General features: G+C 47.6%; 22 protein-coding genes. 12 read left to right on the top strand and 10 right to left on the bottom strand.

All coding sequences use genetic code 11. The annotated features are described in order from the left end of the window. The first annotated feature begins 6 nt into the window (after positions 1-6). The 4 genes from DWY79_RS14850 to DWY79_RS14835 are packed head-to-tail and all read left to right on the top strand — an operon-like array spanning position 7 to position 3,704. Positions 7-804 (top strand): polysaccharide deacetylase family protein, encoded by a 798-nt coding sequence (locus tag DWY79_RS14850; RefSeq protein ID WP_122369603.1) that lies wholly within the window; start codon positions 7-9, stop codon positions 802-804. Then, entirely contained in the window at positions 791-1,426 is a 636-nt protein-coding gene (locus DWY79_RS14845) for a viroplasmin family protein (protein ID WP_122369601.1), read from the top strand. Before DWY79_RS14850 ends, DWY79_RS14845 begins: the two co-directional genes overlap by 14 nt. A gap of 56 nt (positions 1,427-1,482) precedes the next feature. Continuing rightward, positions 1,483-2,616, top strand: a complete 1,134-nt coding sequence (locus tag DWY79_RS14840; RefSeq protein WP_005864045.1) for a glycosyltransferase family 1 protein — start codon at positions 1,483-1,485, stop codon at positions 2,614-2,616. Between the two features lie 23 nt (positions 2,617-2,639). Continuing rightward, complete coding sequence (locus tag DWY79_RS14835; RefSeq protein WP_122369599.1) at positions 2,640-3,704, top strand: glycosyltransferase; 1,065 nt, start codon at positions 2,640-2,642, stop codon at positions 3,702-3,704. A gap of 13 nt (positions 3,705-3,717) precedes the next feature. Here DWY79_RS14835 and DWY79_RS14830 read toward each other — a convergent pair whose 3' ends face one another. The 6 genes from DWY79_RS14830 to DWY79_RS14805 all read right to left on the bottom strand — a co-directional run bounded on the left by DWY79_RS14830 (position 3,718) and on the right by DWY79_RS14805 (position 8,165). Continuing rightward, positions 3,718-4,581: a hypothetical protein gene (locus tag DWY79_RS14830; RefSeq protein WP_122369597.1), complete on the bottom strand. Its 864-nt coding sequence runs from the start codon at positions 4,579-4,581 to the stop codon at positions 3,718-3,720. Between the two features lie 6 nt (positions 4,582-4,587). Further along, positions 4,588-5,322, bottom strand: coding sequence for a lipopolysaccharide kinase InaA family protein (locus DWY79_RS14825; protein WP_122369595.1), 735 nt, complete (start codon positions 5,320-5,322; stop codon positions 4,588-4,590). After that, positions 5,306-6,361, bottom strand: coding sequence for a glycosyltransferase family 9 protein (locus DWY79_RS14820; protein ID WP_122369593.1), 1,056 nt, complete (start codon positions 6,359-6,361; stop codon positions 5,306-5,308). The genes DWY79_RS14825 and DWY79_RS14820 overlap by 17 nt, the downstream gene beginning before the upstream one ends. Continuing rightward, positions 6,361-6,966: a DUF4254 domain-containing protein gene (locus DWY79_RS14815; RefSeq protein WP_005860709.1), complete on the bottom strand. Its 606-nt coding sequence runs from the start codon at positions 6,964-6,966 to the stop codon at positions 6,361-6,363. Before DWY79_RS14815 ends, DWY79_RS14820 begins: the two co-directional genes overlap by 1 nt. Positions 6,967-7,050: 84 nt before the next feature. Beyond that, the gene (locus DWY79_RS14810) at positions 7,051-7,734 is read right to left on the bottom strand and encodes a response regulator transcription factor (protein ID WP_005864037.1); all 684 of its coding nucleotides are present in this window, start codon (positions 7,732-7,734) and stop codon (positions 7,051-7,053) included. Next, on the bottom strand, positions 7,731-8,165 hold the full coding sequence (locus tag DWY79_RS14805) for a sensor histidine kinase KdpD (protein WP_232428613.1): 435 nt from the start codon (positions 8,163-8,165) through the stop codon (positions 7,731-7,733). Before DWY79_RS14805 ends, DWY79_RS14810 begins: the two co-directional genes overlap by 4 nt. On the opposite strand from DWY79_RS14805, the gene DWY79_RS14800 reads away from it, so the two are divergent. From DWY79_RS14800 to pdxB, 3 genes are all read left to right on the top strand, one after another. After that, a complete protein-coding gene (locus tag DWY79_RS14800; protein WP_233563991.1) occupies positions 8,140-10,488 on the top strand; it encodes a TonB-dependent receptor in 2,349 nt (782 codons plus the stop codon). The genes DWY79_RS14805 and DWY79_RS14800 overlap by 26 nt on opposite strands. Before the next feature lie 71 nt (positions 10,489-10,559). After that, positions 10,560-11,759 (top strand): MFS transporter, encoded by a 1,200-nt coding sequence (locus tag DWY79_RS14795; protein WP_122369591.1) that lies wholly within the window; start codon positions 10,560-10,562, stop codon positions 11,757-11,759. A gap of 315 nt (positions 11,760-12,074) precedes the next feature. Next, on the top strand, positions 12,075-13,184 hold the full coding sequence (pdxB, locus tag DWY79_RS14790; RefSeq protein WP_122369589.1) for a 4-phosphoerythronate dehydrogenase PdxB: 1,110 nt from the start codon (positions 12,075-12,077) through the stop codon (positions 13,182-13,184). 13 nt (positions 13,185-13,197) lie between these two features. Here the strand turns inward: pdxB and DWY79_RS14785 are convergent, their stop codons facing one another. Next, positions 13,198-13,758 carry a phosphoribosylglycinamide formyltransferase gene (locus DWY79_RS14785; protein ID WP_005860699.1) on the bottom strand — a complete coding sequence of 187 codons (561 nt, stop codon included), beginning with the start codon at positions 13,756-13,758 and terminating at the stop codon, positions 13,198-13,200. A gap of 154 nt (positions 13,759-13,912) precedes the next feature. On the opposite strand from DWY79_RS14785, the gene DWY79_RS14780 reads away from it, so the two are divergent. The 4 genes from DWY79_RS14780 (at position 13,913) to DWY79_RS14765 (ending at position 18,956) form a co-directional block, all read left to right on the top strand. After that, positions 13,913-14,149: an acyl carrier protein gene (locus DWY79_RS14780; protein ID WP_005639879.1), complete on the top strand. Its 237-nt coding sequence runs from the start codon at positions 13,913-13,915 to the stop codon at positions 14,147-14,149. Between the two features lie 21 nt (positions 14,150-14,170). Next, the gene (fabF, locus tag DWY79_RS14775; RefSeq protein ID WP_005860697.1) at positions 14,171-15,436 is read left to right on the top strand and encodes a beta-ketoacyl-ACP synthase II; all 1,266 of its coding nucleotides are present in this window, start codon (positions 14,171-14,173) and stop codon (positions 15,434-15,436) included. 1 nt (position 15,437) lies between these two features. Beyond that, positions 15,438-16,280 carry a ribonuclease III gene (rnc, locus tag DWY79_RS14770; RefSeq protein WP_005864026.1) on the top strand — a complete coding sequence of 281 codons (843 nt, stop codon included), beginning with the start codon at positions 15,438-15,440 and terminating at the stop codon, positions 16,278-16,280. An 81-nt stretch (positions 16,281-16,361) separates the two neighbouring features. Continuing rightward, the gene (locus tag DWY79_RS14765; protein WP_122369587.1) at positions 16,362-18,956 is read left to right on the top strand and encodes a T9SS type A sorting domain-containing protein; all 2,595 of its coding nucleotides are present in this window, start codon (positions 16,362-16,364) and stop codon (positions 18,954-18,956) included. 64 nt (positions 18,957-19,020) lie between these two features. Here DWY79_RS14765 and DWY79_RS14760 read toward each other — a convergent pair whose 3' ends face one another. Then, complete coding sequence (locus DWY79_RS14760; protein WP_005864022.1) at positions 19,021-20,034, bottom strand: ATP-dependent 6-phosphofructokinase; 1,014 nt, start codon at positions 20,032-20,034, stop codon at positions 19,021-19,023. A gap of 80 nt (positions 20,035-20,114) precedes the next feature. Here DWY79_RS14760 and DWY79_RS14755 point away from each other — a divergent pair, with 80 nt between their 5' ends. Then, complete coding sequence (locus tag DWY79_RS14755) at positions 20,115-21,632, top strand: GH3 auxin-responsive promoter family protein (RefSeq protein ID WP_005864020.1); 1,518 nt, start codon at positions 20,115-20,117, stop codon at positions 21,630-21,632. Positions 21,633-21,661: 29 nt separating this feature from the next. On the opposite strand, the gene DWY79_RS14750 is transcribed toward DWY79_RS14755, so the two are convergent. Then, positions 21,662-22,447 carry a phosphatase PAP2 family protein gene (locus tag DWY79_RS14750; RefSeq protein WP_005864018.1) on the bottom strand — a complete coding sequence of 262 codons (786 nt, stop codon included), beginning with the start codon at positions 22,445-22,447 and terminating at the stop codon, positions 21,662-21,664. After that, on the bottom strand, positions 22,437-24,275 hold the full coding sequence (locus DWY79_RS14745) for a right-handed parallel beta-helix repeat-containing protein (protein ID WP_122369586.1): 1,839 nt from the start codon (positions 24,273-24,275) through the stop codon (positions 22,437-22,439). Before DWY79_RS14745 ends, DWY79_RS14750 begins: the two co-directional genes overlap by 11 nt. Positions 24,276-24,572 lie beyond the last annotated feature (297 nt).

The raw sequence follows: 24,572 nt of genomic DNA, 5'->3' as shown, positions 1-24,572 counted from the left end.
ACATACATGATATTACTTAGTTTTGATATCGAGGAGTTTGACGCTCCATTGGAACACGGCGTGGAATTGCCGTTCGAGGAACAAATGCGTACTTCCGTAGAAGGAACCCGGAAGATACTGGCATGTCTGGCCCGTCACCGGGTAAAAGCGACTTTCTTTTGCACGGCGAACTTCGCCCTTCACGCAAAGGATTTGATCTTGGACATCCAAAAGGGTGGACATGAGATCGCTTCGCATGGTTTTTATCACTCGTCGTTCGAGACCGCCGATCTACGCAAGTCCAAAGAGGCGTTGGAGGAACTGACCGGACAACCGGTGAACGGTTTCCGTATGGCCCGCATGATGCCCGTCGAAGAAGAAGAGATCCATAAGGCCGGTTATCTATACAACTCGTCCTTGAACCCGACTTGCATTCCCGGCCGTTACAACCATCTGGGGCAGCCCCGTACCTATTTCATGAAAGCGGGCGTATTGCAACTGCCCGCCTCGGTGACCCCGATCGTCCGTTTCCCCTTGTTTTGGCTGGCTTACCATAACCTTCCGGCCACCTTGTACCGTAAGCTGGCGCTTTGGACGTGGAAAGAGGACGGTTATTTCCTGACCTATTTCCATCCGTGGGAGTTCACCTCCTTAAGTGATCGGAAAGAGCTAAAGTTACCGTTTATCATGACCAACCATTCCGGTTGCGGCATGGAAAGAAGGCTGGATGCCTTGATCCGTTTCTTCAAGGATAAAAGAGCGCCGTTCGGTACCTATACGCAATTCTCACAAGAAATCTTGAGTAAGAGCCATGGCCAAGAATAAGTTTTATGTCGTATGGAAAGGTTTGAACCCGGGAATCTATGATAACTGGGCGGAATGCAAGGCACAGGTAGACGGACAAGAGGGAGCCAAATATAAATCCTTCGAGAACCGGGAGGAAGCCGCCAAAGCCTTCGAGGCCGGCTATACCCATTACCTAAAGACCGTCTCTTCCCCGAAAGCCGTGGCCCGTCTCGCGCCGGAAGCCCCGATCGGGAACCCCATCAATGAGAGTCTTGCCGTAGACGCCGCCTGTAGCGGTAATCCCGGGGATATGGAGTACAGAGGCGTTTATACCGCTACCGGGCAAGAGATCTTCCATATCGGCCCGCTGAAGGAGGGCACGAACAATGTCGGGGAATTCCTCGCCTTAGTACACGGCCTCGCCTTGCTACAGCAAAAGGGAAGCGACCTGCCGATCTATTCGGATAGCCGCAACGCCATCAGCTGGGTCAAGAAAAAGAAATGCAAAACCCTATTAGCACGTAAACCGATCAACGAACCTATCTTCGACCTCATCGAGCGGGCCGAGAAATGGTTGAACACCCATACCTATACCACCCAGATCCTCAAATGGGAAACATCCGTATGGGGGGAGATCCCGGCGGATTTCGGAAGGAAATGAGGTAAAGGTAATTAAAATTATATCGTATATTTGCCCAATATATCGAATTCAAGCCTATGAAGATCGCTTTCGACGCAAAACGGATTACGCATAACGCTACCGGACTGGGTAATTATAGCCGGTTCGTAGTGAATAGTTTGTCCACTTCTTTCCCGGAGCATATCTATCAACTCTATACGCCGGGCAAAGGCAAAGAGGCGTTACGGAAACGGATCGAGGAGCGTCCAAGTGTCTCATTCCATTATCCGGAAGGCAGGTTCGATAAACTATTTCCGTCTTTATGGCGTACCTCCGGTCTAACGACTACGCTTCGAAAAGAGCACGTAGATCTGTTCCATGGCTTGAGTAATGAGATTCCTATGAATCTAAAACAGAACGGAATCCCAGCGGTCGTAACGATACATGACTTGATCTTCTTGCGTTACCCGCAGCTTTATAAACCGATCGATCGTTCCATCTATACCTACAAATTCAAGCAAGCTTGTTTACGATCGGACAAGATCATAGCGATCAGCAGGCAGACGATGCGAGACATCCGGGACTTCTTCCACATTCCGGAAAGCAAGATCGAGGTTGTTTACCAAGGTTGTGACCCGATATTCGGGCAAGCGGTTCAAGAAGACGTGAAATCGTCCGTACGCGAGAAATATCAGATAAACGGGCCTTATATATTATATGTAGGGAGCATCGAGGAACGGAAGAATTTATTGCTTCTGGTAAAAGCCCTGAAAGCCCTGAAAGAAGATATCTCCGTGATCGCTATCGGTAAGCATACGCCTTATACGGATACGGTAGAGACCTATATCCGGGAAAACAACCTGTCCGGTCGCGTCCGTATCTTGACCCATATACCTTTTAACGAATTAGCCGCTTTCTATCAGATGGCGACCTTATTTGTATATCCCTCGTTTTTCGAAGGATTCGGTATCCCGATATTAGAAGCCCAGCTTGCCGGTATTCCGGTGATAGCGGCTACCGGTTCTTGTCTGGAAGAGGCGGGCGGATCGTCCGCTCTATATACCGATCCGAGAAATGAGCAAGAACTGCGCGGCTTGATAGAGTCCGTATTGAACGAGCCGAAGCTGGCCGAATCCATGCGTTCCGGCGGACGAGAGAATATACGGCGATTCATGCCCGACGTATTAGCGGCTCATTTCATGCGAGTATACGAGAATATCTCACGATCTTAGCAAATCCATTTTATCCATACACAATGAATATACTTTTAGTCTATAAAGAAGCCGACATAGCGACCTACAAAATGCTGGAAGGATTGTCCAAGCTTGAGGACTTCAACATCTATATCGCTTCCCCCCAATCGTATACCGACAAAAAGATCTATGGGAATTGTACACCCTTGGATCTGCCGGTCATTACCTCGAAGTTCAACTGGAACGTTATTCGTGCCCTGCGCGAAATCATCAAGACTTATCGGATCGACCTTATCTACTCACCAAGTAGTTCCGGTTTATCAAACGCTTTATTCGCCTCCATAGGCACACGGGCGAAGAATATCGCATACCGAGGCACGCAGGCTAAATTGAAGCGGTTCGATCCGACCTATTATCTAGGCATATTAAATCCCGCCGTGGAGCATGTCGTATGCGAGACCAAAGATATCGAGGAATATCTCTCCCGATTCATCGCACGAAAAAGACTAACGACCAGCACAAAGCCATTTGATATCGATTGGATCAAGGAGGCAGTCCGTACGCCCAAACAAGCAGACGATATTCCGGACGACGCCTTTCGTTGCATCTATATCGGAGCGACGAAGAACAGGCCGTTCAAAGGCTTAACCGATTTGATTCATGCGTTTATCTTATTGGATGATCCACGGGTACATCTTACAATCGTGGGAGAATATGGGGAAAATGATTTCCAATTAGCCCAACAGTCGAAGGTAAGCGCACAAATTCATTTTCTGGGACAGCGTTCCGACGCCATCTCTTTTCTGGTCACGTCCCAGTTGTTTATACTTCCCTCGCACCGGGATGCCTCCCCGAGAGTCGTGCGGGAGGCTATGGCTTGTTCCGTTCCTTGTATCGTAACAAACATACCGGGAGCAAGAGACTTAATCATAGACGGAGTCACCGGATTGTTAGTGCCGCCTTCTTCTCCTCAAAAAATGGCGGCGTCTATCCGCTCGCTTATCGATAACCCGGAGCGATTGGAAGCGTTCGCCAAGGCCTCACGTGAGCATATCATCCAAGATTTCAGCGTAAAGGCTTATACAGATGGCTTCGCCACGTTATTCAGGTCGATCAAGAAAGCATAGATTATTTACAGATTCAGAAACAACGGATATAAGCTAATGAATAGCTATCATAAAGATGGTCCTTCATTCCATGTTTATATTGGAAGGACAGGATATTTTTCTTAAGCTCATAATTTAGCTTTGTCCGTAGGATCATCGGCTTATCCCCATTATCCCGATATCCCCGGAAACCGGCATAATTACAATCCAACGAGAACCCCCGATAGGTTCCTAACACACCTGCCCCATAACAGAAAGCGTCGTTCTGACGATTCACGACATCGTTCGTCATCCAACAATAAAAACCCGCTAAAGCTTGCACACGGATCGAAGCGTTTACATCTTTCCGCTTCCACAACGTACGTCCCAGATTGGCGTCGAACCAATAAGAGGCCGCATCCGTATAACGAGCGTCGCACAAGCGTCCGCCACTGGCGGTTTTCAGGTTGGCGCTTACCACGATATCCATCCACTTCTCGCTCCGGAGAGCTTGGAAATAAAAATTAAAGATCACGTCGCCCCGGCAAACAATCGGGGATTTCAGTTCTACCGCATAACGCTCATCCCGCACTTCCGGCGACATCTCATACCATTCTTGGAATACCCAACTGACATTCACCCCTACACGTCCCTTTACGACAGGAATGTACAAACGGGCAAAGATATCTTTCGTCTGATCGCCTCGCGTCTTATGATATTCCCCCCGAAGCTCCACTTCCCAACGGCTGGACAGGCTTCCTCCTACCAACTCGGGAATCGGAAAGGCATTTGGCCCGAAATAACGGGGCGAGTAAGTCAGATACTCTACCTTTTCCCACCATTCTAACGCCTTAACCGGAGATACATAGGTCAAAAGACAACTAACAACTAAGCAGAACCGGAGTATTTGTATTTTCATAAAAGTCTATAATTCAAATTCAATCTCATGCTTCAACGCATATTTCTTCCAGAAACGATTTCGATAATATAATATCCAACGAAGGCATTCCGCTTCATCAAAATGCCGGCTCTCGGCATAGGTCTCCGCCATTAAATGAAAAGCGGCTTCCCGTCCCCACAAGCGGGAGAAATTCGCGCATCCTCGTTTTAGCGAGACAGGCCCGAAGTGCATCCGGTTTATATCGATCAAGGAGAACTTAACCCCTTCCTCCGTACGATCGTACAATACATTTCCGGGAGAGAAATCGGCATGATAAACCTCCGCCTCATGCAACTTTGCCATATAAGTACCTAACGCACGGAAAATATCCTCGTTCTCCTCTACCGGACGCTGTCCGACTTTATACAATGTCTTATAGCTGGATTGCAGACTGATAAAATAACTATATTCCAAAAACCCTTTCTTCCTAAAAAGGATATAAGCGATCGGGGCAGGAGTCTCAAAACCCTTGGCGACTAAACGCAGAGCGTACTCATAGGCTCGCACGGCCTTAGGCTGACGGAAAAAACGATAAATAACACGGTTTATCAAGTGGGGGACTCTATATCGCTTGACATTCAGTTCCACACCATCTACCTCAAAAACCTTGATCTCATTCCTCGCCTTATAAATCGTTTTTCCCTCTTCTGAAAATATACGAGGTACACGCCTTACAAAATCCTCGAATCGCCTATACGCCGGGTTAATGACCTCCTGCATCCGAAATCGTTTCATTTAAAGAGGTTAATACCTTGTTTATGATTAGGTCCGGATTGAGCTGTTTCATACACGCCCAATCCTTCCGCAGGCAGGGCTTTTGGCCGAATACGGAACAAGGACGACAAGGTAAATCCAGCTGGATACAATCTTCCGGATCCTGATGATATCCGTAAAATCCGGCATAGGGATGGGTAGCGCCCCAAACAGAAATTACCCGTGTACCGACCAAGGAAGCGAAATGCATATTGGCGGAATCCATGCAAATCAACAGATCCAACCGGCTGATCAAGGCCAGTTCCTGATCCAAGGAATACTTGCCCGCCACGCTTTTTACCCGGGGATACTCAAAAGCCCATTGATCCAAGAGCGCCTCCTCGTAGCCACGACCACCGAACAGGAAGATGGTAAAATCCTCTCGATCGGAAAGCTCGGCCATGACCAGCTCCATCTCCCCGGTCGGATAAATCTTTCCCCGGTGCTTGGCGAAGGGGGCGATACCGATCCATTTGCCCGTCTTCGTTCCCACAAGGGGTTCCAAGGCGGATAAATCAGGGGTCGAGGTCTCATAAAGCGAGGTGAACGATTCCGTATAATGAAGTCCGGCGTTGCGGAACACATCTGCGTAACGTTCGATCACCGGGCGAAGTTGTTTAAATCGTTTATGCTTTGCGTCGGTCAACCGGGCACGATCTTTCCGGGCCTTATCCACGACAAACACCCGTCTGCCGTTCAAGCGGAACAGCGTACGGATGATCATGGTCCGCAATACGTCATGCAAATCCAGAACCACGTCGAAATCATATTTTACCAAGGCAGAGGCAAAACGAAGCAACCCCGCCAACGTTTTCTCCGTGCTCTTCGTATTGATGCCGATCACGTTCACGTTCTTCGGGCGGTTGATAAAGACCGGGATCAAGAACGCTTGCGTCAACACGGTAAACGAGTCCGTAGGATTCGCCTTGGCTGCGGAATAGATAACGGGAACGGTCATCGCCACATCCCCAATAGCCGAAAGTCGTATTACTAATATATTTGCCATTATTTCTTACCGTACAACACAGGATTCAAGGCCGGGTCGTTGTACATCTTCATTTGCTTGTAGACCTTCATGTATTTCTTACCGTCACGGATATCGGATAGCAATTGATCCAAAGCCATCGACAAATCCTTCTTCTGCTCCATCAGCACCGCCAGTTTCTGCTCACAACGAGCCTTATGCTCGGCAGTAGCATCCGGACGGTTTGCCTCCTCACGCATATGATAGATCTTTAGCGTAAGGATAGAGAGACGATCGATCGCCCAAGCCGGGCTTTCCGTATTGATCGTAGCATCCGGCAAGACTTTCACGTTCTTGTATTTATCCAGAAAGAAACTATCGATCAACTCTACCAAATCCGTACGATCTTGATTCGACTTGTCGATGCGGCGTTTGATAGCCAGCGCTTCCACCGGGTCGATCTCCGGATTCCGGATAATGTCCTCCAAATGCCATTGTACGGCATCGATCCAGTTCTTAAGATAAAGATAAAACTCGATGCTCTTTACCGCATAGGGATTATGCACTGTAGCATCTACATTATCAGTTACATGATAAGCCTCCGTAGCTTGCTCAAAAATGCGGAAACATTGTTCGCTGAAGTTCATATATGATTCATTTTCTTTCTGTGAATACTTTGTGGGACAAAGATAATGCTTACGGATCAGAAACCCAATTCTACCGGATAAATTCTATCCTCTTAGCATATATCCTTTCTTCGGCAAGGATACGATGCCGGTAGACGGATCGTTATGAAGCGCTTTACGGAGATAGGTGACCTGCACATTCAAGGCCAGGGAGTTGGCGTATGAGCTAGTTCCCCAGACGGTTTCCAACAGAAGGTCACGATCCACCGCCAGATTCAGGTTTGTCGCCAGGATTCGCAGAAGATCCGCTTGGCGGGAAGTGATCAATACCTTGTTATTGCCCGTACGGATCTCATTCGTGGTATAGTTGAAGGTCGTGTTTCCGAAATGGAAGCTCTCCTCCTGCACGTTTTCATGGACACCGATCTCAAAACGGTCCTTGATACGGGCGATCAGCTCTTCCGGATAGAAGGGTTTCGCCAAGTAATCGTTTCCGCGCAAGCTAAAACCTTTCAAACGGTCGTTCTTATCGGAACGGTCGGAAAGGAAAAAGATCAAGACATGGCGGTCTTGCTCACGGATCTTTTCCGCTACCTCGAAACCGTTTAGGCCGGGCATGTTGATATCCAGCAAGACCAGATCCGGTTTCACGACCGGGAATTGCTCCAAAGCCATGGTACCATTGCCGGTATAAGTCACCTCATACCCCTCCCGTTCCAAGAATCGCTTCAAGACGAGGGAATACTTAAGGTCATCGTCAGCGAAAAGTATTTTCAATGTCGATTTCATAAGGCTGTAGTCGGTAGATTTATAGTAATTCGAGTGCCTTCACCTAATTCACTTCGCAGGGATACAGAGCCATGATGCGCCTCTACTATTTGGCGAACGTAGCTCAATCCCAACCCAATACCCGGAATTTGCTTATCCGGCAGATGAGACGAACGGTAAAATTTATCGAACACCTTTCGCCGCTCATCCGGAGCGATACCGAAGCCATTATCCGAAACGGTCAATTCCACCCTTTGCTGATTCCAAAGCACTACGATATCGATATCCACTTCCTCTCCCGAATATTTGATCGCGTTCTCTATCAAGTTAGACAAGACATTCGCCACATGTACCGGATCGGCCGTCAGATCCGGCATATCCGGGGGAAAGGCCGTCGAGAAAGAGACTTTTTTCCCGGCGGGGATATTGGTTAGGCGTACCACCTTCTCCACCAACTCACGGAGATTAAAAGCGGAAGGTCTTAAGAGCGTCTCCGTCTCGCTCTTAGGGTACCAAACCCAGCAACAAGCCGTACATGCCGGACAAACGCTTCGTTTTGAGATGGAGCCGCAGGTATTCAGCCTAAAGGAGGTGGAAATCCGTCCGGGACGTGTCTGGGGGCGGCAAGATACGATCAATTATGATGTCACTCGCTTTCTCTCCCCAAAGGATCAATCCATCAAGGACGTATTACGGAAACTTCCGGGTATCGATATCGATGATCTGGGGAAGATCTCTTACAACGGGAAAGAGATCCGTAATTTCTATGTGGAGGGACTGGATCTCACCAACGGGAAATACAAGCAAATCAGCGAGAACCTGCGAGCCGACGCCGTACAGAACATACAAGTGATGGAGAACCACCAACCGATCCGTGTGTTACAGAGAAAGATCAAGACCGAAGACGTAGCGTTGAACCTCAAGCTGAGACCGGAATTCCGGGATCGCTGGCTGATCAATGCCGAAGGCGGTCTCGGCGCATCCCCGTTCTTATGGAAAGGAGCCGCTGACGCCTTGCAGATCAGCCGCAGCAGCCAATCCGCTTATCTATATAAAGGGAATAATACCGGGCAGGATGTATCGGACGAGCAAAATACGCTTACCGAATCACCCGAATCCCGTTTATCCGAGCCCAAGGTTCCCCAATTTCTGCTACAGCCCTCATTCTCCGCCCCGCTAAAGAAAGAGCGCTGGCTGTTCAACCATATACACAGCCTATCCGCAAATCGCCTATATAAACTGAACGAGAACACCCAACTCCGTATAAACGCCGGTTATATCCACGACCGGCAAACACAGGAAAGGGGGAGTGAGACGACTTATTACCAATCCGAGGATACGATTCATCTAACGGAGCAAAGCGATAGCCGCATTCGCTCGGATCAAGCCAACCTAAATATCGGAGTGGAAAACAACTCGCAGGAAAGGTATCTCAAGAACCAGTCCTCAGCCACCGGAGATTGGCAATCCAGCCTTTCCCATATAACCGGAAACATGGCTTCCACCGGCCGTACAGCATTGAACCAACGCATCAAAACCCCGAACCTCGACTTGCGTAATAATTTACGGAGCCTGTGGAGCTTGGACAAATACACGTTGGAAGTCCAGTCTTTGCTCCGTTACCACAGCAACGCGGCCGATCTTCGCTTGGATAACCACCCTTATCCGATGAACTTACGCGACTTTTATACCGATAATTCCTTCTCATTCCTGAAAAAGAGCGGTTCCCTCACCCAGCGATATACGGTGGGCATAAACGGGGAGATCAGCAATATCGAGAAAAGCCTGCAAACTTATCTCTCACCCGATTACCAATGGAATACCTATAAATGGACCCTATCCCTCAGCGCCCCTCTCAGATGGACCGGATATACAGGGGTCGGTTTCTCCCGCATCTCGGTTAATCCGTCCCTGTCCATTATCTACAAACTGAATTACGCATGGCGTTTCACGGTACACGCCTCCTATAAGGAAAGATACGGAGAGATGACCGACTTATACGACCGGCCTTATCAAACGGATTACCGGAATAGCGTCTGGAATTGCGGAATCCTCCCGGTTTACAGACAACAGCTTTATTCCGTTTATGGGGAATACAAGAGTACGGCACGGGAATTCTTCGCCACGGTAAACCTGACACACAACCGGGAGTGGTACAATCGTATATACGAGCAACGTATAGAGAACGGGCAGGTACAACGAGTCTCCTTACCGCTGTCCAACCACGGTTCCGGCTATACCGTCAAAAGCACGCTATCCAAAGGCTTTTACGATCTAGGGCTAAAGACCTCGCTCATGGCGCTCCTCAATATCAGCAAGGCCGAGCAAATCAGCGGGGGACAAAGGCTTCCTTATCAATATCGCCTCATGCGCCTAGAGCCCAAAGTGATCTGGACTCCCAACCGCCATTGGGAAACCAGTTACCAAACCGATATCCGGTACGGAGGAAGTAAAATAGGAGAACGTACCCGTTTGGCGCCCTTATGGAACGTCATCCAACAAGTACAACTCTCCTACATTTTCTCACCTATAGAAGCAAGTCTTTCCGTAGATCATTACCACAATGACGTGAATGAAGACCAATCCGTCAACGCCGTTTTCGCGGACTTCTCGGTCTCATGGAAATCCGGGCGTTGGCAAATCACCGCCACGGCGACAAACCTGTTCGACAAACGTACCTACGCATACACACGATACGCATCGTTGGAAAGCTATACCTCATGGGTACGTATCCGTCCCCGGGAGTTTCTGGTAGCGATCCGCTACCGTTTATAATTATTAGGTCGTTTAGGGGATACTATTGTGAAAAATCAACTAATTTTGCGTCTTGATAAATAAGCGGCTTTATGAATAATGATAAGATCGTCACACCCAGCTTTTGCTATATACTAGCGGCGAATTTCCTGCTTTTTTTCGCTTTCTATCTAATCCTGCCGATCTTGCCTTTTTATCTGAAGGAAGAATTCATGATCGGGAAGTCTATGATCGGGTTTATCTTGTCGTACTATACGCTAGCGGCGCTCTGTATCCGTCCGTTCGCCGGATATTTACTGGATACTTTCGCCCGCCGTCCCTTATATCTGGTGGCTTATTTCATTTTCACCGCCATATTTGGCGGATACATGGTAGCCACGGCGCTTACCCTCTTTATCGCCTTACGCGTCGTACACGGTTTCGCCTTTGGCATGGTGACGGTGGCCGGAAATACGATACTGATCGATATCTTGCCCTCCTCCCGCCGTGGGGAAGGTATTGGCTATTACGGCCTAGCCAATAACATCGCCATGAGTTTCGGCCCGATGATCGGTCTGTTCATGCAAGGGAACTTCACATACGACGTGATCTTTTCCTGCTCGTTGCTATCCGGAAGCCTTGGTTTTATCATGGCCTATATGGTCAAGACTCCTTATAAGCAACCGGTCAAACGAGAACCGATCTCCCTAGACCGCTTTTTCTTGGTGAAGGGAACTTGGGCGGGTATCTCCCTATTATTACTCTCCATTCCTTATGGTATGACTACCACTTATGTAGCGATGTACGCCGCTGAGATCGGGATCAGCGTAAACTCCGGACTTTATTTCACCTTTATGGCCCTGGGACTAGCCGTCTCCCGCCTGTTCTCCGGACGGCAAGTGGATAAAGGACGGATCACGCTTGTTATCTCCCTCGGGATGTATTTGGCGGCGGCCACATTCTTTCTTCTCGCGGCACTCAAGGAGTTGATGCATTGGAATCCGGTATTTTCCTCTTATCTCTACATAGGTATAGCCCTCTCGCAAGGCGTGGCGTTCGGAACCATGTTCCCTGCTTTCAACACGCTTTTCGTGAATCTGGCACCCAATAACCAGCGGGGTACGGCCACTTCTACATATCTAACGAGTTGGGATGTAGGTATCGGTATCGGGTTGATGGCCGGGGGCAGCATCGCACAAGAGCTGGGTGGCTTCAACTACGCCTACTTGTCTGGCGCTTGCCTTACGGTATTGTCTACGTTTTTCTTCTTGTTCAAGGCAGGGCCTCATTTCAATCGGTACAAGCTGAGATAAGTACTGCACGGCTCTTCCATTAATCTATCCGTTTTAGTTAAGCCGAGAAGCTTTAATTCCATACAATAAGCCTACTCATGAGCTGCGCACGTAAGAAGCTAAGAATCAGCGTCAAAAAAACACGAGAATCTTTCCGTCAAAACACGTACATGTTTTTTCAAAAAGTCGTACGTGTTTTGGATGAAACTCGTACGTGTTTTCCCGAATCTTTCGGCTGAGAACAAAAGCACAAATAGAAATCGACAAGAAGCCATCATCACTTGTATATCCCCTGTTTTTTACTTAATATCGCGTAACGATAATCAAGCTGATAAGATGAAAATAATAGCAGATAACACGGTTCCTTACCTAAAAGGGATCTTGGAGCCGATAGCGGACGTATCCTACCTTGACTCCAAAGAGTTTACGCCCACGAACATAAAAGACGCGGATGCCTTGATCGTACGTAGCATAGATAAATGTACACGCGAGCTATTGGAAGGTAGCCGGGTTCGCCTCATCACGACAGCTACGATCGGGTACGACCATATCGATATCCATTATTGCGAGAAGGCAGGGATCACGTGGAAGAACGCCCCGGGTTGCAACGCCGCTTCCGTGGGGCAATATGTATTATCCTCTTTGGTAGCCGTCGCCCTCCGCAAAGGAGAGAGACTAGCAGGGAAGACTATCGGTATCGTTGGCGTAGGCCATGTAGGGAGTATCGTGGAGATGCTATGCGAGGCCATGGGGATGCGTGTGCTTCGCAATGACCCGCCCCGTGCCGAGCAGGAAGGTGAGGATGGATTCGTATCCTTGGACACGATCGCGAAAGAGGCGGATATCATAACCTTGCATGTGCCGTTGACCAAAGAGGGACGTTTCGCCACCCGCCATCTCGCCGATCCTGCTTTTTTCGACAAATTGGAACGAAAACCATGGTTTATCAACAGTTGCCGGGGTGCCGTACATGATACGCAGGCCTTATTGCAGGCCAAACGAACCGGCAAGGTCAGCGAACTGATCATCGATTGCTGGGAGAACGAACCGGATATCGACCGGGAATTACTGTCGGAAGCCACGATCGCCACTCCTCATATAGCCGGTTTCTCCGCCGACGGGAAGGCGAACGGGACACGAATGTGCTTGGAGAATATAGGATGCTTTTTCGGTATCCGTATCGAAAAGATCAAGGAAGTCATTCCGCCTGCCCCAACCAACCCGTTCATCGACTTGGGACAATTCAAGGAGCACCGGGTGGAAGAAGCCATCTTGAGAAGTTTCAACCCAGAAGTAATCGAGCAAGCACTAAGAGGGAATCCTCATCATTTCGAGCGATTTAGGGCAACGTATGATCATCCCCGTGAGTTCCATGCTTACCAAGCGATCAAAGCTGACCCGGAAGAATTCGCCGTACTCCAGAAACTAGGTTTTCAAGTAGGCTAATGACAAAAAAGCCTTACAGTAAACTTTCGATCACATGAGGATAATGCGCATACTCCAGGGCATGCACTTTCGAGGCTACTTCCTCCGGCGTATCCGAAGGTAATACCGGACAAGAAGCCTGGAAGATGATAGCGCCCTCATCATAATGCTCATTAATATAATGTATAGTAATACCCGACTCCCGCTCACCAGCCTTCACGACCGCCTCATGCACATGCATGCCATACATCCCCTTGCCGCCATATTTAGGGAGTAATGCGGGATGGATGTTCACGATCTTACCGGGAAAAGCCTGAAGAATAACGTCTGAGATCTTATTCATAAAACCGGCCAACACGATAAGGCAGACATCATATTCCGCCAACTTTTCCAAGATCGGCACACCGGCAATAAATTCCTCCCGTGAAAACACGAAAGAAGGTACGCCCAACTTATTTACCCGCCCATGCACGCCAACATTACGATTATTTGATAAAACAACCGCAACATTAACGTTTTCACTGTTAGCAAAATATCGGGCGATGTTCTCGGCATTCGTACCAGATCCGGAAGCAAAAATCGCTATGTTTTTCATATTTTTAGATGTTTAAATGCACAAGAAAAGAAAAAATGTGCAGTTTTCCGCATTTTTAGCTTATTAAATTTGCTTTGTAACATAAAAAATTCTTTTCTTTGCACTGCAAATTTAAAAAGTATATTCGTATTTATTAATCTAAATTGAAAAAGTTATGTCTGAAGTTGCTGAAAGAGTAAAAGCTATCATCGTTGACAAGTTAAGTGTTGAAGAAACAGAAGTTACAAACGAAGCAAGCTTTACTAACGATTTAGGAGCAGACTCTCTTGACACTGTAGAATTGATTATGGAGTTCGAAAAAGAATTCGGTATCTCAATTCCTGACGATCAAGCAGAAAAGATTACAACTGTAGGTGACGCTATCGCTTACATCGAGGCTAACGCGAAGTAATCAATCCTTTTAACTAAAGGTATGGAATTAAAAAGAGTTGTAGTAACAGGTCTTGGAGCTATTACTCCTCTTGGTAATACCCTCCCCGAAACATGGGAAGGTATTATCAATGGAAAAAGTGGCGCTGGACCTATTACTCAGTTTGATGCATCCAAATTCAAGACACAATTTGCATGCGAAGTTAAAGGCTTCGATCCGTTGAAAGTTATGGATCGTAAGGAAGCCCGCAAGTGTGATCGTTATAGCTTATTCGCGATCGACGCGGCGAAACAAGCGATCGAGGACGCGGCAATGGACTTGGATAACGAAGATAAGAACCGTATCGGCGTTATTTTCGCTTCAGGTATCGGTGGTATCAAGACATTTGACGAGGAAGTATTGAGTTATGCGAAGATCAAGGATACGATCGGTCCGAAGTTTAACCCGTTCTTCATCCCGAAAATGATCTCGGATATCGCGGCTGGACATATTTCCATGCTTTATGGATTCCACGGCCCGAACTTTGCGACCGTCTCAGCTTGTGCATCTTCTACAAACGCTATCAGTGACGCATTCAATTATATCCGTTTAGGCAAGGCTAACGTCATCATCACCGGTGGAGCGGAAGCTGCTGTTTCTGAATCGGGTGTAGGTGGATTCAACTCCATGAATGCGTTATCGACACGTAATGATTCTCCCGAGACCGCATCTCGCCCGTTCAGCGCTAGCCGTGACGGATTCGTGATGGGTGAAGGTGGAGCTTGCTTGGTATTGGAAGAAATGGAGCACGCATTGGCTCGTGGCGCTAAAATATATTGCGAGATCGCTGGAACCGGAATGTCTGCCGATGCTTATCACTTGACCGCTTCTCATCCGGATGGTTTAGGAGCGAAGCTGGTTATGCGCAACGCATTGGAAGACGCGGGAATGACTCCGGAAGATATTGATTACATCAATGTTCATGGAACATCGACTCCCGTAGGCGATATCTCAGAGGTTAAGGCGATCAAAGATGTGTTCGGAGAACATGCTTATCAACTGAATATCAGTTCTACAAAGTCAATGACCGGTCACTTGCTTGGTGCTGCCGGAGCGGTAGAGGCGATCCTGTGTATTATGGCTATAAACGATGGTATTATCCCGCCGACCATTAACCATGCGGAAGGCGACGATGATCCTGAAATAGATTATAAACTGAATTTCACATTCAATAAGGCTCAAAAGAGAGAAGTGAAAGCCGCTTTATCGAATACGTTTGGTTTCGGTGGACACAACGCTTGCGCCATTGTTAAAAAATTCGTGAAATAACGTGTTTAGAAAGCTATACAAACAGCTACATAAAAGAATAAGGCTCCTGCATAATAAAGGTAGGGAGCCTTATTTGTCTTTATCAAAGATTCTAGGTTTTTATCCGGATAATCTCCAGATTTACGAGCAGGCCTTGTTGCATAAATCATCATCGGTAGAGACGGATGATGGTAAATGGCTTAACAATGAGCGTCTTGAATTTTTAGGAGATGGCATTTTGGATGCGGCGGTCGCCGATATTGTCTATAAGCGCTACCCGAATAAGCGGGAAGGCTTTTTGACAAACACACGCTCCAAGATCGTACAACGGGAAACGATGAATAAGGTCGCCGTACAACTCGGCCTCGATCAAATGGTAGTCTATTCAACCAAGATAAACTCTCATAACAATCATATGTATGGTAATGCGCTCGAGGCTTTAATCGGCGCTATTTATCTGGATCAAGGTTATGACGTTTGTTATAAGTTTATCCGTGACGTGATGATAGAAAAGTATATCGATGTAGATACACTCGTCCGGAAAGAGATAAATTTCAAGTCAAACTTGATTGAATGGAGCCAAAAGAACAAAATATCGATCTCGTTCGATCTAATAGAGTCTTTTACAGATCATGATGGAAATCCTGTATTCCAAAGCGCGATTAAATTGCTCGGCGAGCAAATTGGCATAGGTATCGGTTACTCCAAAAAAGAATCCCAGCAAGCGGCTTCTAAAATGGCGGTCAAAAGATTGCGGACAGACAAAGAACTCCAGCAACGTATCTCTGCCACAAAGAAAAAGAAGACTGGTGAACTAACCGATGAAAAAGAGTTTTCTGACCTCCCAGAGGAAGAAACTGTATGATAAATAGCAGAACTTGGGTATATCGTTTGATATACCCAAGTTCTTAGTTATATAAGAATAAGCTCATATAAAGTTGTATGTATGAAAAAACAGTACAGTAAATTTCTCCGAATATTAATAACCAGCATATTATATATCGGCTATTTCTCGATTTCAAGTTCGTTGGCGCAGATCAGCGAAGGAGGACTCCCCCCCAGCTTTCAATTCGCAGGTTCACTTCGAAGTGAAAAGCTAGCAGAACAAGTTCCAGTGAATTTCAGTGTGGAAGACCTCAAGGCGGTCGATGCGTGGAGGGTCAGCCAAGGCGCTCCGTTGCGTGTAGCCAAGTCGATTCCAACCAGCTTCGACATCGCCAATAGCGGCGATTGGATTTCACTACCTGACGGTAGCCAAGTATGGCAACTTCACCTTCAAGCGAAAGGAGCGATCGCCTTGATCCTGTATTACTCCGATTTTTATATACCCAAAGGTGCCCGGTTATACCTGTATAACGCAGCGAAAACCCAAGTATTGGGTGCCTATACGCATCGTACGCATCCTAAAAACGGACCGTTCGCAACCCAAGCCGTAGCAGGCGATGAAGTGATCCTCGAATATGTACCTGCACCATCCGGCGAGACACCTCGACTACGCATCCGGGAGGTCGGTTACGGGTATAATCATCTTGAAGCGATCATGCCAGAAGTACAGGAAGCGCCGGGAGCCGACTTTTCAGGAGCTTGCGAAGTGAATATCAATTGCGAGGAGGGAGCCGATTGGCAGGAGCAAAAGAAGGGGGTGATACAAATGATTCAATACATCCGTAATAAAGAGGGAGAAGGAGGAAGCTATATTTGTACGGCTTCTCTGGTAAATAATACGGCCCGTGACAAAAAGCCTTATGTATTATCCGCCTTCCATTGTTCGCAAGATATACTGGGCGAACAGACGGTTACTCCCGAGGAATTAGCGGTCTGGTTGTTTTATTTCCACCAAGAACATGTGGGCTGCGATAATGAGTCACCCATTTATCCGATAAAAACCATGGTAGGATGTACACGGAAAGCCTCTACCCCTGTCGAAAACGGTTCCGACGGACTGTTGCTGTTGCTTAACGACGAGATCCCCGACGATTATAATGTATTCTTTAACGGATGGGATCGTTCAAATATGCTTTCACTCTCGGGCGTAGGCATCCATCATCCTTCCGGCGATTATATGAAAATCTCCACCTATGGAAATTATCCGACAGAATCGATTACATGGCGTAATAGTGATGTTGGGAAAACCGGGGCCACGAACGCTCATTGGAATGCGACTTTCGATGCCACGCTAAACGGACACGGGGTGACCGAGGGAGGTTCTTCCGGCTCGCCTTTATTTAATAGCAAAGGCTTGATTATAGGCACGCTGAGCGGTGGAAGCTCCAGTTGCGAACTGCCCGAAGGATTGAATTTATACGGTAAATTGTATTATCACTGGAATAAATACAGTGATAATGATACAGCCCGGATGGATGTCTGGCTAGATCCACTCGGAACGGGCGTCACCTCGTTGCAGGGAATGACGCAGGATGGGAAAACGATCGGAAACGAGTATGAAGGTCCGACTGATTTGAAATACAAACAGATCTCCACGGGTGAGATTCAACTGACATGGAATGCCCCAGTCCTCGAAAAAATAGCTGGTTGGGGATCACAAGATCGTTATCAACAGTTCAGTCTCGGAGGAGATCCATTCTATTTCGCTCAGAAATGGGATACGAAAGATCTACAACCGGTGCATAAAAAAACGATCCGGAAGGTTAATTTCTATCCACAGGAAGGGGTCACTTATGGAGTCTATATCAAACAGGGAAACCGGGAGTATGAAGAGAGTTTCACTCAACTGAAATCAGGTAAAATAAATTCGGTCACACTTAAAACACCATTCGTAATCGACGCGAAGCAGGATTTACTGGTAGCCATTCATGTGATAAGCTATGCCAATAACACATACCCGGCATGCTCCGATGAAGGCCCCGCAGTCGACGGAAAAGGGAATTTATATTCTTTGGACGGAAAAAAATGGGAAACATTCTCAGATGATGAGCTAGATGCCAATGTTGTGTTATCGATCGTAATAAGCGCGGAAGAAGGTGAGCTCCCCTCAAGTTCCGTATTCTCCACGAGCACTTTCTCGGAGAAACCGCAACCCATGAGAACGGGCCGATTATCATTCCGGAAACTGGCTATCGCCTCTGATGCGCAAGAAGCAGAGTTGATCACGGCTTTTCCGGAGCTGACCGGTTATAAGGTATATCAAGATACCCGGGAACTGACGACATTACCTGTTTCTCAACGGAATTATACGGTGAAAAATCTGACAACAAGTACCCCTCTGCTCCAAGTAACGGCACTTTATGGTACCGATGAGAGCGCCCCGGTTACGGTAATTCCGGAAACGAGCGTAGGTAACGAACTGAAGCCAACAGGCGAAGAAGTAGATATTCAACCACGTATCTTCTCGAATGAAGTACAGATCCAGAATTATCAACAACTGAAATCGCTTGAGATCTACAGGGCCGATGGAAAGTTGATACGTAGCGTCCCGCAACCGGGAAGCAGTCTCAGCACGGGTGATTTTGCCACTGGAATGTATATCTTCCGCTTGACTACCGAAAAGGGAAGCCAAACCGTTCAAGGTATTAAAAAATAAACGGCCGCCTACTAGTATAAAGTAAAAAAGGTTGTGCGTTCTCTGACACACAACCTTTTTTATTTTATTTCCCGAATGTTACCCCCATCCGTTTTCCTTGTACGATCAAATCATGATCCGGTGTCACTAATTTTAGTTTTCCCGCTACTTCTAACAAGGGAATGGATTCTACCCTATCTCCTTTCATACAAACCATACGTCCGAATTCACCATTAGCGATCAGTTCCGTGGCATGGCCTCCCAAGCGAGTCGCAAGGTTACGGTCGAACGGAGAGGGGTTTCCACCCCGTTGGGTGTATCCCAATACGGTATCCCGGGTCTCGATACCCGTTCCCGCCTCGATAGCCCGGGTAATATAATCAGAAGGACGCTTTTTATCCGGAGTCTCGATACCCTCGGCTACTACAACGATGGAATAAGGTTTGCCCCTGCGAGCCCGATCCAAGATCGCCTCGTTCACCTTATCGATATCGTATCCCAATTCCGGAAGTAAGATCACGTCGGCACCTCCAGCCATCCCGGCATACAAGGCGATCCATCCGGCATGATGGCCCATCACCTCCACGACCATCACCCGCTTATGTGAACTAGCCGTAGAATGAAGACGGTCTATAGATTCCGTGGCGATATTCACGGCGGTATTAAAACCGAACGTAATATCCGTACCCCATATGTCATTATCGATTGTCTTGGGAACGCCTATCACGTTCAATCCGATCTGAGATAACAGATTGGCCGTCTTCTGCGTACCGTTTCCTCCGATACAAACCAAGCAGTCCAGCCCCAGCTCCTCATAATTTTTCTTAATGATCTCCGGCTTTTCCGAATCTCCCGAGGCCAAGAGCTTACGGAAAGGCTTCTCTCTGGACGTTCCTAAAATGGTTCCCCCTAAATTTAATATGCCGGATAAGCTCCGTTCATCGAAAACTTGGACGTCTTTATTCAAAAGACCTATAAAACCGCTATGAATACCTATCACTTCCATGCCGTAATGCATGATAGCGGTCTTGCCAACACCACGGATCGTAGCGTTGATACCGGGGCAATCGCCACCCGATGAGAGAATCCCTATTTTCATCGTAACGTTAATTTAGTACCTAGCAAAGATATAAATAAAAAGAGAATGCCTACATTTGCACTCGAACAAATAAAAAGAGCATGGATATTTTAACACAGACGATTTCGCTCCTTTTCCGCCATCGACAAACGGAGATCGGACGATTTGGGCAGGATATAGACCATATCCAGCGCAAACAGCTGCATGCTCTGCTTTCGACGGCACGCAAGACGGAATGGGGACTCAAATATGATTATAAAAGCATTCGCTCTTATTCTGACTTCTGCCAACGTCTTCCCTTACAGACTTATGACGAGATAAAGCCGTATGTCACCCGAATGATAAACGGAGAAAGGAATATTCTCTGGCCTTCGGTGGTGCGGTGGTACGCTAAGAGTAGCGGGACCACGAACGACAAAAGTAAATTCCTGCCCGTCACTCCCGAGATATTAAAGGGTTGCCACTATAAAGGCGGCTTTGATTGCGTAGCCATCTATCTGCGGAACAACCCGGAAAGCCGTTTCTTCTCCAAGAAAGGCTTGATATTGGGCGGTAGCCATAGCCCTTCCCCGCTAAACTCCGAGGCTCATCAAGGCGACTTATCCGCCGTATTACTTCAAAATCTCAATCCGCTCGTCAATTTAATACGCGTCCCCAAGAAACCCATTATCCTAATGGATGAATGGGAAAGCAAGATCAAGGCGATCGTGGAGAACACTTGGAATAAGGATGTAAACAGCCTATCCGGTGTTCCTTCTTGGATGTTGGTCTTGATCAAGGCCGTATTGAAAAAAACGGGTAGGGAATATCTTACGGACGTATGGCCTAATCTGGAGGTCTTCTTCCATGGGGGAATCAGTTTCGAGCCTTACCGGGAGCAATATAAAACCTTGATTCCATCGAATAAGATGCATTATATGGAGACCTATAACGCATCCGAGGGCTTCTTCGGGCTGCAGGACGATCCGACAGACCCCAGTTTGCTTATGATGCCGGATTACGGTATTTTCTATGAGTTCATCCCGATGAACGAGGTGGGTAGCGCCCATCCGACCGTGTTGCCGCTGGAATCGGTAGAGACCGGGAAAAACTACGCGATGGTGATCACGACCTCGGGAGGATTATGGCGCTATCAGATCGGGGATACGGTACGTTTCACCTCGTTATTCCCTCATAAATTCGTTATCTCCGGACGTACCAAGCACTTTATCAACGCCTTCGGCGAGGAGCTAATGGTGGATAACGCCGATAAGGCGATCGCCATGACTTGCCTACGAACCGGGGCGAAAGTAAAAGAATATACCGCCGCCCCACTTTTTATGCTGGATAAGGCGAAAGGACGGCACCAATGGTTTATCGAGTTTGACAAGAAACCGGAATCTCTCGATGAATTCGCCACTTTATTAGATCAGAACTTACAAAAGCTGAACTCGGACTATGAGGCGAAGCGGTATAAAGAGATCTCCCTTCAACCGCTGGAAATCGTTATCGCCCACGACGGTGCTTTCTATGAATGGCTCAAGCAGAAAGGTAAATTAGGCGGCCAACACAAGATCCCACGCCTCAGCAACGACCGCACGCATATAGAGGAGCTTTTGCGCATCAACCAGTCTCTATAAGCCGACATGCGCTTGATCCATAAGACGCATTAAAATTGATAAGTCAGATAGAATCCCGCCATATTCGAACTGAATACCGGAGCGGCCACGATCGGGCAGTTCTTCACATTTCGATTGATCCGCCGGGCGATAGCGTTACGAATCGGGAAATAGATCAGATACGATAACTCTACCGACAAGATCCCGAAACCTGCGCCGGCTACTACATCCGCCACCCAATGCCTGTTATTGTATAAGCGGGAACCCGCCACGAACGCCGCTATCGCATAACCCGAGTAAGCGAGTATAGGCGAGCTATCCTTAAATTCCTTATAAGCCATATGCGCCCCTAAGAAAGCATTCGAGGTATGTCCGGACGGAAACGAATAAGGCGCCCCGTCCGGGCGAGGCTCGTTTACCCAGTTCTTCAGCCCATGCACCATCAAGCCGTTCATCCCCTCCGCTAAAGCGACCAAGCAAAGTTGGTCCACCCAGTTATGCTTCTCTTTTCCCATAAGGTCGCAGACAAATACCCAACCCAGCATTCCCCACTCCAAGTAATTGTCGATATGGATTTGCTTCACGGAATCTTTCCGGGAAAACAGGTGAAAGTCATTCATCCCGTCAATCGCCGTGCCTACGGCTCCCACCGTTATCAATGAGGCCGGAAGAATCAAGCTTTTCGGGTTAAACTTATAGGCGACGACAGGCATTCTCTCCTTGACAGGGGCTTGAGAACGTACGTTTAACGTATCGAGATCACCAACGCCGGCGAACGCAATGTTTACGAAGCCTATCAAAAGGCTTACCAAGACGATTAATTTCCTATATATCATATCCGTTATTTTCCTCTAAGACATCCCTCTCCCGGATAAACCCTTCATCAAAATAGTTGTTCTCTATTTTCGAATGGATCACCCGCTGGAAATAGAAACGATGGTTATTCCAATGGAAGGCTGGGTATTCCTTATTTTGTTTGACAATATTATTCGTGAAGACCAACCCGTCCACGGACTTGGCGTATACCAATGGCCTATCGAACGTAATAAACTCGTTCGCGTCGATCACGATATCACTGTGGAAATATTTCCTTTGCGACGCTAAATCCGGGATTTCGGGATAAATAGAGATAATAGCGTTCGTAAATTGGAACATATTCGTCAAGGAGTTGATGAACTTATTCTTACGGATCAACACGTTCCGGCAAGCGCCGGTCTCGAACCAGCCGTTGCAATCACCGCACAGCAGGATCGCCGTCCCCGAGGTATGATCGAAAACATTATTCTCTACGACCGTTTGCCGAGGCGTGCTGAACAAGGAACCGCGGGCACGGTTATTCCGGATCACGTTATCCGAGAATAGGACCGTCGGCGTCCACTCCAGATTCTCTATGCCGAAGCCGCTTCCCTCATGGATCGAAGGATTCACCGTATTCTCAAACCGGATCTCGAACTCCTTCGCCCCTCGGTAATCCGGTTGATCAACTGCCTTGATAGCGGTAATCCGGTTTCTCGCCCCTATCAATTCCATGGTGCTCGAATGGATGAACTGCACGGAATCCCCTACCCTTCCCCATTCGAAACCATACGATTGCGGGTGCATATACCGGCCTACCAAGGTAGAGTCATTCACTCGTCTCACCACTTTCAGGTAAGTTCCATGCACATTGATAGCGTCGTCCATCATCCCTTCGTACAAGCCATTCTTGGAGATGATCGCTCCCTTGCAGGCCGAGAAATGGGTAGCGTCCGCCTGTGTCGTGAAATACCGCGGATCGTCCGCCCCTTTCAAGCAAACGGAGAAACCATCCAGCGTGATATTCTCGCTCACTTGCGCCAAGAGGCCCATTCCCTCGGCATAATGAACCTTGATATTCTCCAGAGTCGTATTCACGTCATGATACAGGAAGACACCGGGAGCCGGACGTTCCCAAGAACGCATGGCGATCACCGTACCGGGCACCAAACGGCTGTCTTTCCAACGGGGAGACTTTATCAGCCTTGGAGAAACCTCGATCAAGCCCCGCACGCCTACCGGGATATCGCTTGTATTATACACCAAATGACGTGTATCTCCCTCGAAGGCGATACCGGAACCGGGAGTCAACTCCCAGCCTTCTCCCTTCGCTACAAACACGCTATCCCGTATCTCATAGCGTACCCATGGAGCCACCTCGAAGGTGATCCCGCCTTTCAGCGTATCGTTCTCCACCACTTTTACCTGTGAAATCTGAGGATGCTTGAAGTCTATACTGAAATTCTTCAAGACACAATTCCTCGAATCCAGCAAAGAGACCGGCAACATCCTGCCGTGGAAGATTAACTCCGAGCCTTGCCCGTCGAACACCATATTCTTCATCCCCTCGAAAGGCAAACCTACTTTCTTCGGATTCATTTGATCATGATTCGAGATGAAATAGACACGCTCCGCCGCGCTATCGGGATAAAACTCATAGCGGCCCTTAGGCAAGGTCACCACAATTGTCTGGTTTTCCTCGCATTTCTCCCGTATCTGCTCCAATGCCCTCGCCATAGCGGGCGCATTATCCACATGCTCGACCGGGGATAAACCATAAGCCGACAAATCATACCTCCGTTCCGTAGAACAAGCGCTTCCAAACAGGGAATAAAGCAGGACAACTGCCCCCCATAGATACCATTTCATAGAAAATCAATTAAATATATCCGCGAAGGTATGTATTTTACAGGGTAAGCGCACTAAAAACAGACAATAACTTTCCGTCTCATGAATCCTATCACGAATCTCCTATAATAGCAGCCTGAGTTTTCTCCTAATAAAACAAAAGTTTCCTCAGTAAGAAACTTTTGTTTCCCTATATAGAAACGAAAGTTTTTCCTTGAAGAAACTAAAGTTTTCCGTATAAGAAATTTAGAAAAACTGCAATAGACTGTCTTTTCCTGATTTATCTAGACACTTTTTTTGTTTATAAACGTAATCAGT

This window comes from Parabacteroides sp. AF27-14 (genome assembly GCF_003635425.1).
GTDB classification, from domain to species: Bacteria; Bacteroidota; Bacteroidia; order Bacteroidales; family Tannerellaceae; genus Parabacteroides; species Parabacteroides distasonis.
This window is presented reverse-complemented; position numbering and strand designations above follow the sequence as displayed.

Bases quoted from the DNA above. Each gene is read 5' to 3' on its own strand.
- DWY79_RS14850 (WP_122369603.1), top strand. From the start codon at position 7: ATGATATTACTTAGTTTTGATATCGAGGAGTTTGACGCTCCATTGGAA.
- DWY79_RS14845 (WP_122369601.1), top strand. From the start codon at position 791: ATGGCCAAGAATAAGTTTTATGTCGTATGGAAAGGTTTGAACCCGGGA.
- DWY79_RS14840 (WP_005864045.1), top strand. From the start codon at position 1,483: ATGAAGATCGCTTTCGACGCAAAACGGATTACGCATAACGCTACCGGA.
- DWY79_RS14835 (WP_122369599.1), top strand. From the start codon at position 2,640: ATGAATATACTTTTAGTCTATAAAGAAGCCGACATAGCGACCTACAAA.
- DWY79_RS14830 (WP_122369597.1), bottom strand. From the start codon at position 4,581: ATGAAAATACAAATACTCCGGTTCTGCTTAGTTGTTAGTTGTCTTTTG.
- DWY79_RS14825 (WP_122369595.1), bottom strand. From the start codon at position 5,322: ATGCAGGAGGTCATTAACCCGGCGTATAGGCGATTCGAGGATTTTGTA.
- DWY79_RS14820 (WP_122369593.1), bottom strand. From the start codon at position 6,361: ATGGCAAATATATTAGTAATACGACTTTCGGCTATTGGGGATGTGGCG.
- DWY79_RS14815 (WP_005860709.1), bottom strand. From the start codon at position 6,966: ATGAACTTCAGCGAACAATGTTTCCGCATTTTTGAGCAAGCTACGGAG.
- DWY79_RS14810 (WP_005864037.1), bottom strand. From the start codon at position 7,734: ATGAAATCGACATTGAAAATACTTTTCGCTGACGATGACCTTAAGTAT.
- DWY79_RS14795 (WP_122369591.1), top strand. From the start codon at position 10,560: ATGAATAATGATAAGATCGTCACACCCAGCTTTTGCTATATACTAGCG.
- pdxB (WP_122369589.1), top strand. From the start codon at position 12,075: ATGAAAATAATAGCAGATAACACGGTTCCTTACCTAAAAGGGATCTTG.
- DWY79_RS14785 (WP_005860699.1), bottom strand. From the start codon at position 13,758: ATGAAAAACATAGCGATTTTTGCTTCCGGATCTGGTACGAATGCCGAG.
- DWY79_RS14780 (WP_005639879.1), top strand. From the start codon at position 13,913: ATGTCTGAAGTTGCTGAAAGAGTAAAAGCTATCATCGTTGACAAGTTA.
- fabF (WP_005860697.1), top strand. From the start codon at position 14,171: ATGGAATTAAAAAGAGTTGTAGTAACAGGTCTTGGAGCTATTACTCCT.
- DWY79_RS14765 (WP_122369587.1), top strand. From the start codon at position 16,362: ATGAAAAAACAGTACAGTAAATTTCTCCGAATATTAATAACCAGCATA.
- DWY79_RS14760 (WP_005864022.1), bottom strand. From the start codon at position 20,034: ATGAAAATAGGGATTCTCTCATCGGGTGGCGATTGCCCCGGTATCAAC.
- DWY79_RS14755 (WP_005864020.1), top strand. From the start codon at position 20,115: ATGGATATTTTAACACAGACGATTTCGCTCCTTTTCCGCCATCGACAA.
- DWY79_RS14750 (WP_005864018.1), bottom strand. From the start codon at position 22,447: ATGATATATAGGAAATTAATCGTCTTGGTAAGCCTTTTGATAGGCTTC.
- DWY79_RS14745 (WP_122369586.1), bottom strand. From the start codon at position 24,275: ATGAAATGGTATCTATGGGGGGCAGTTGTCCTGCTTTATTCCCTGTTT.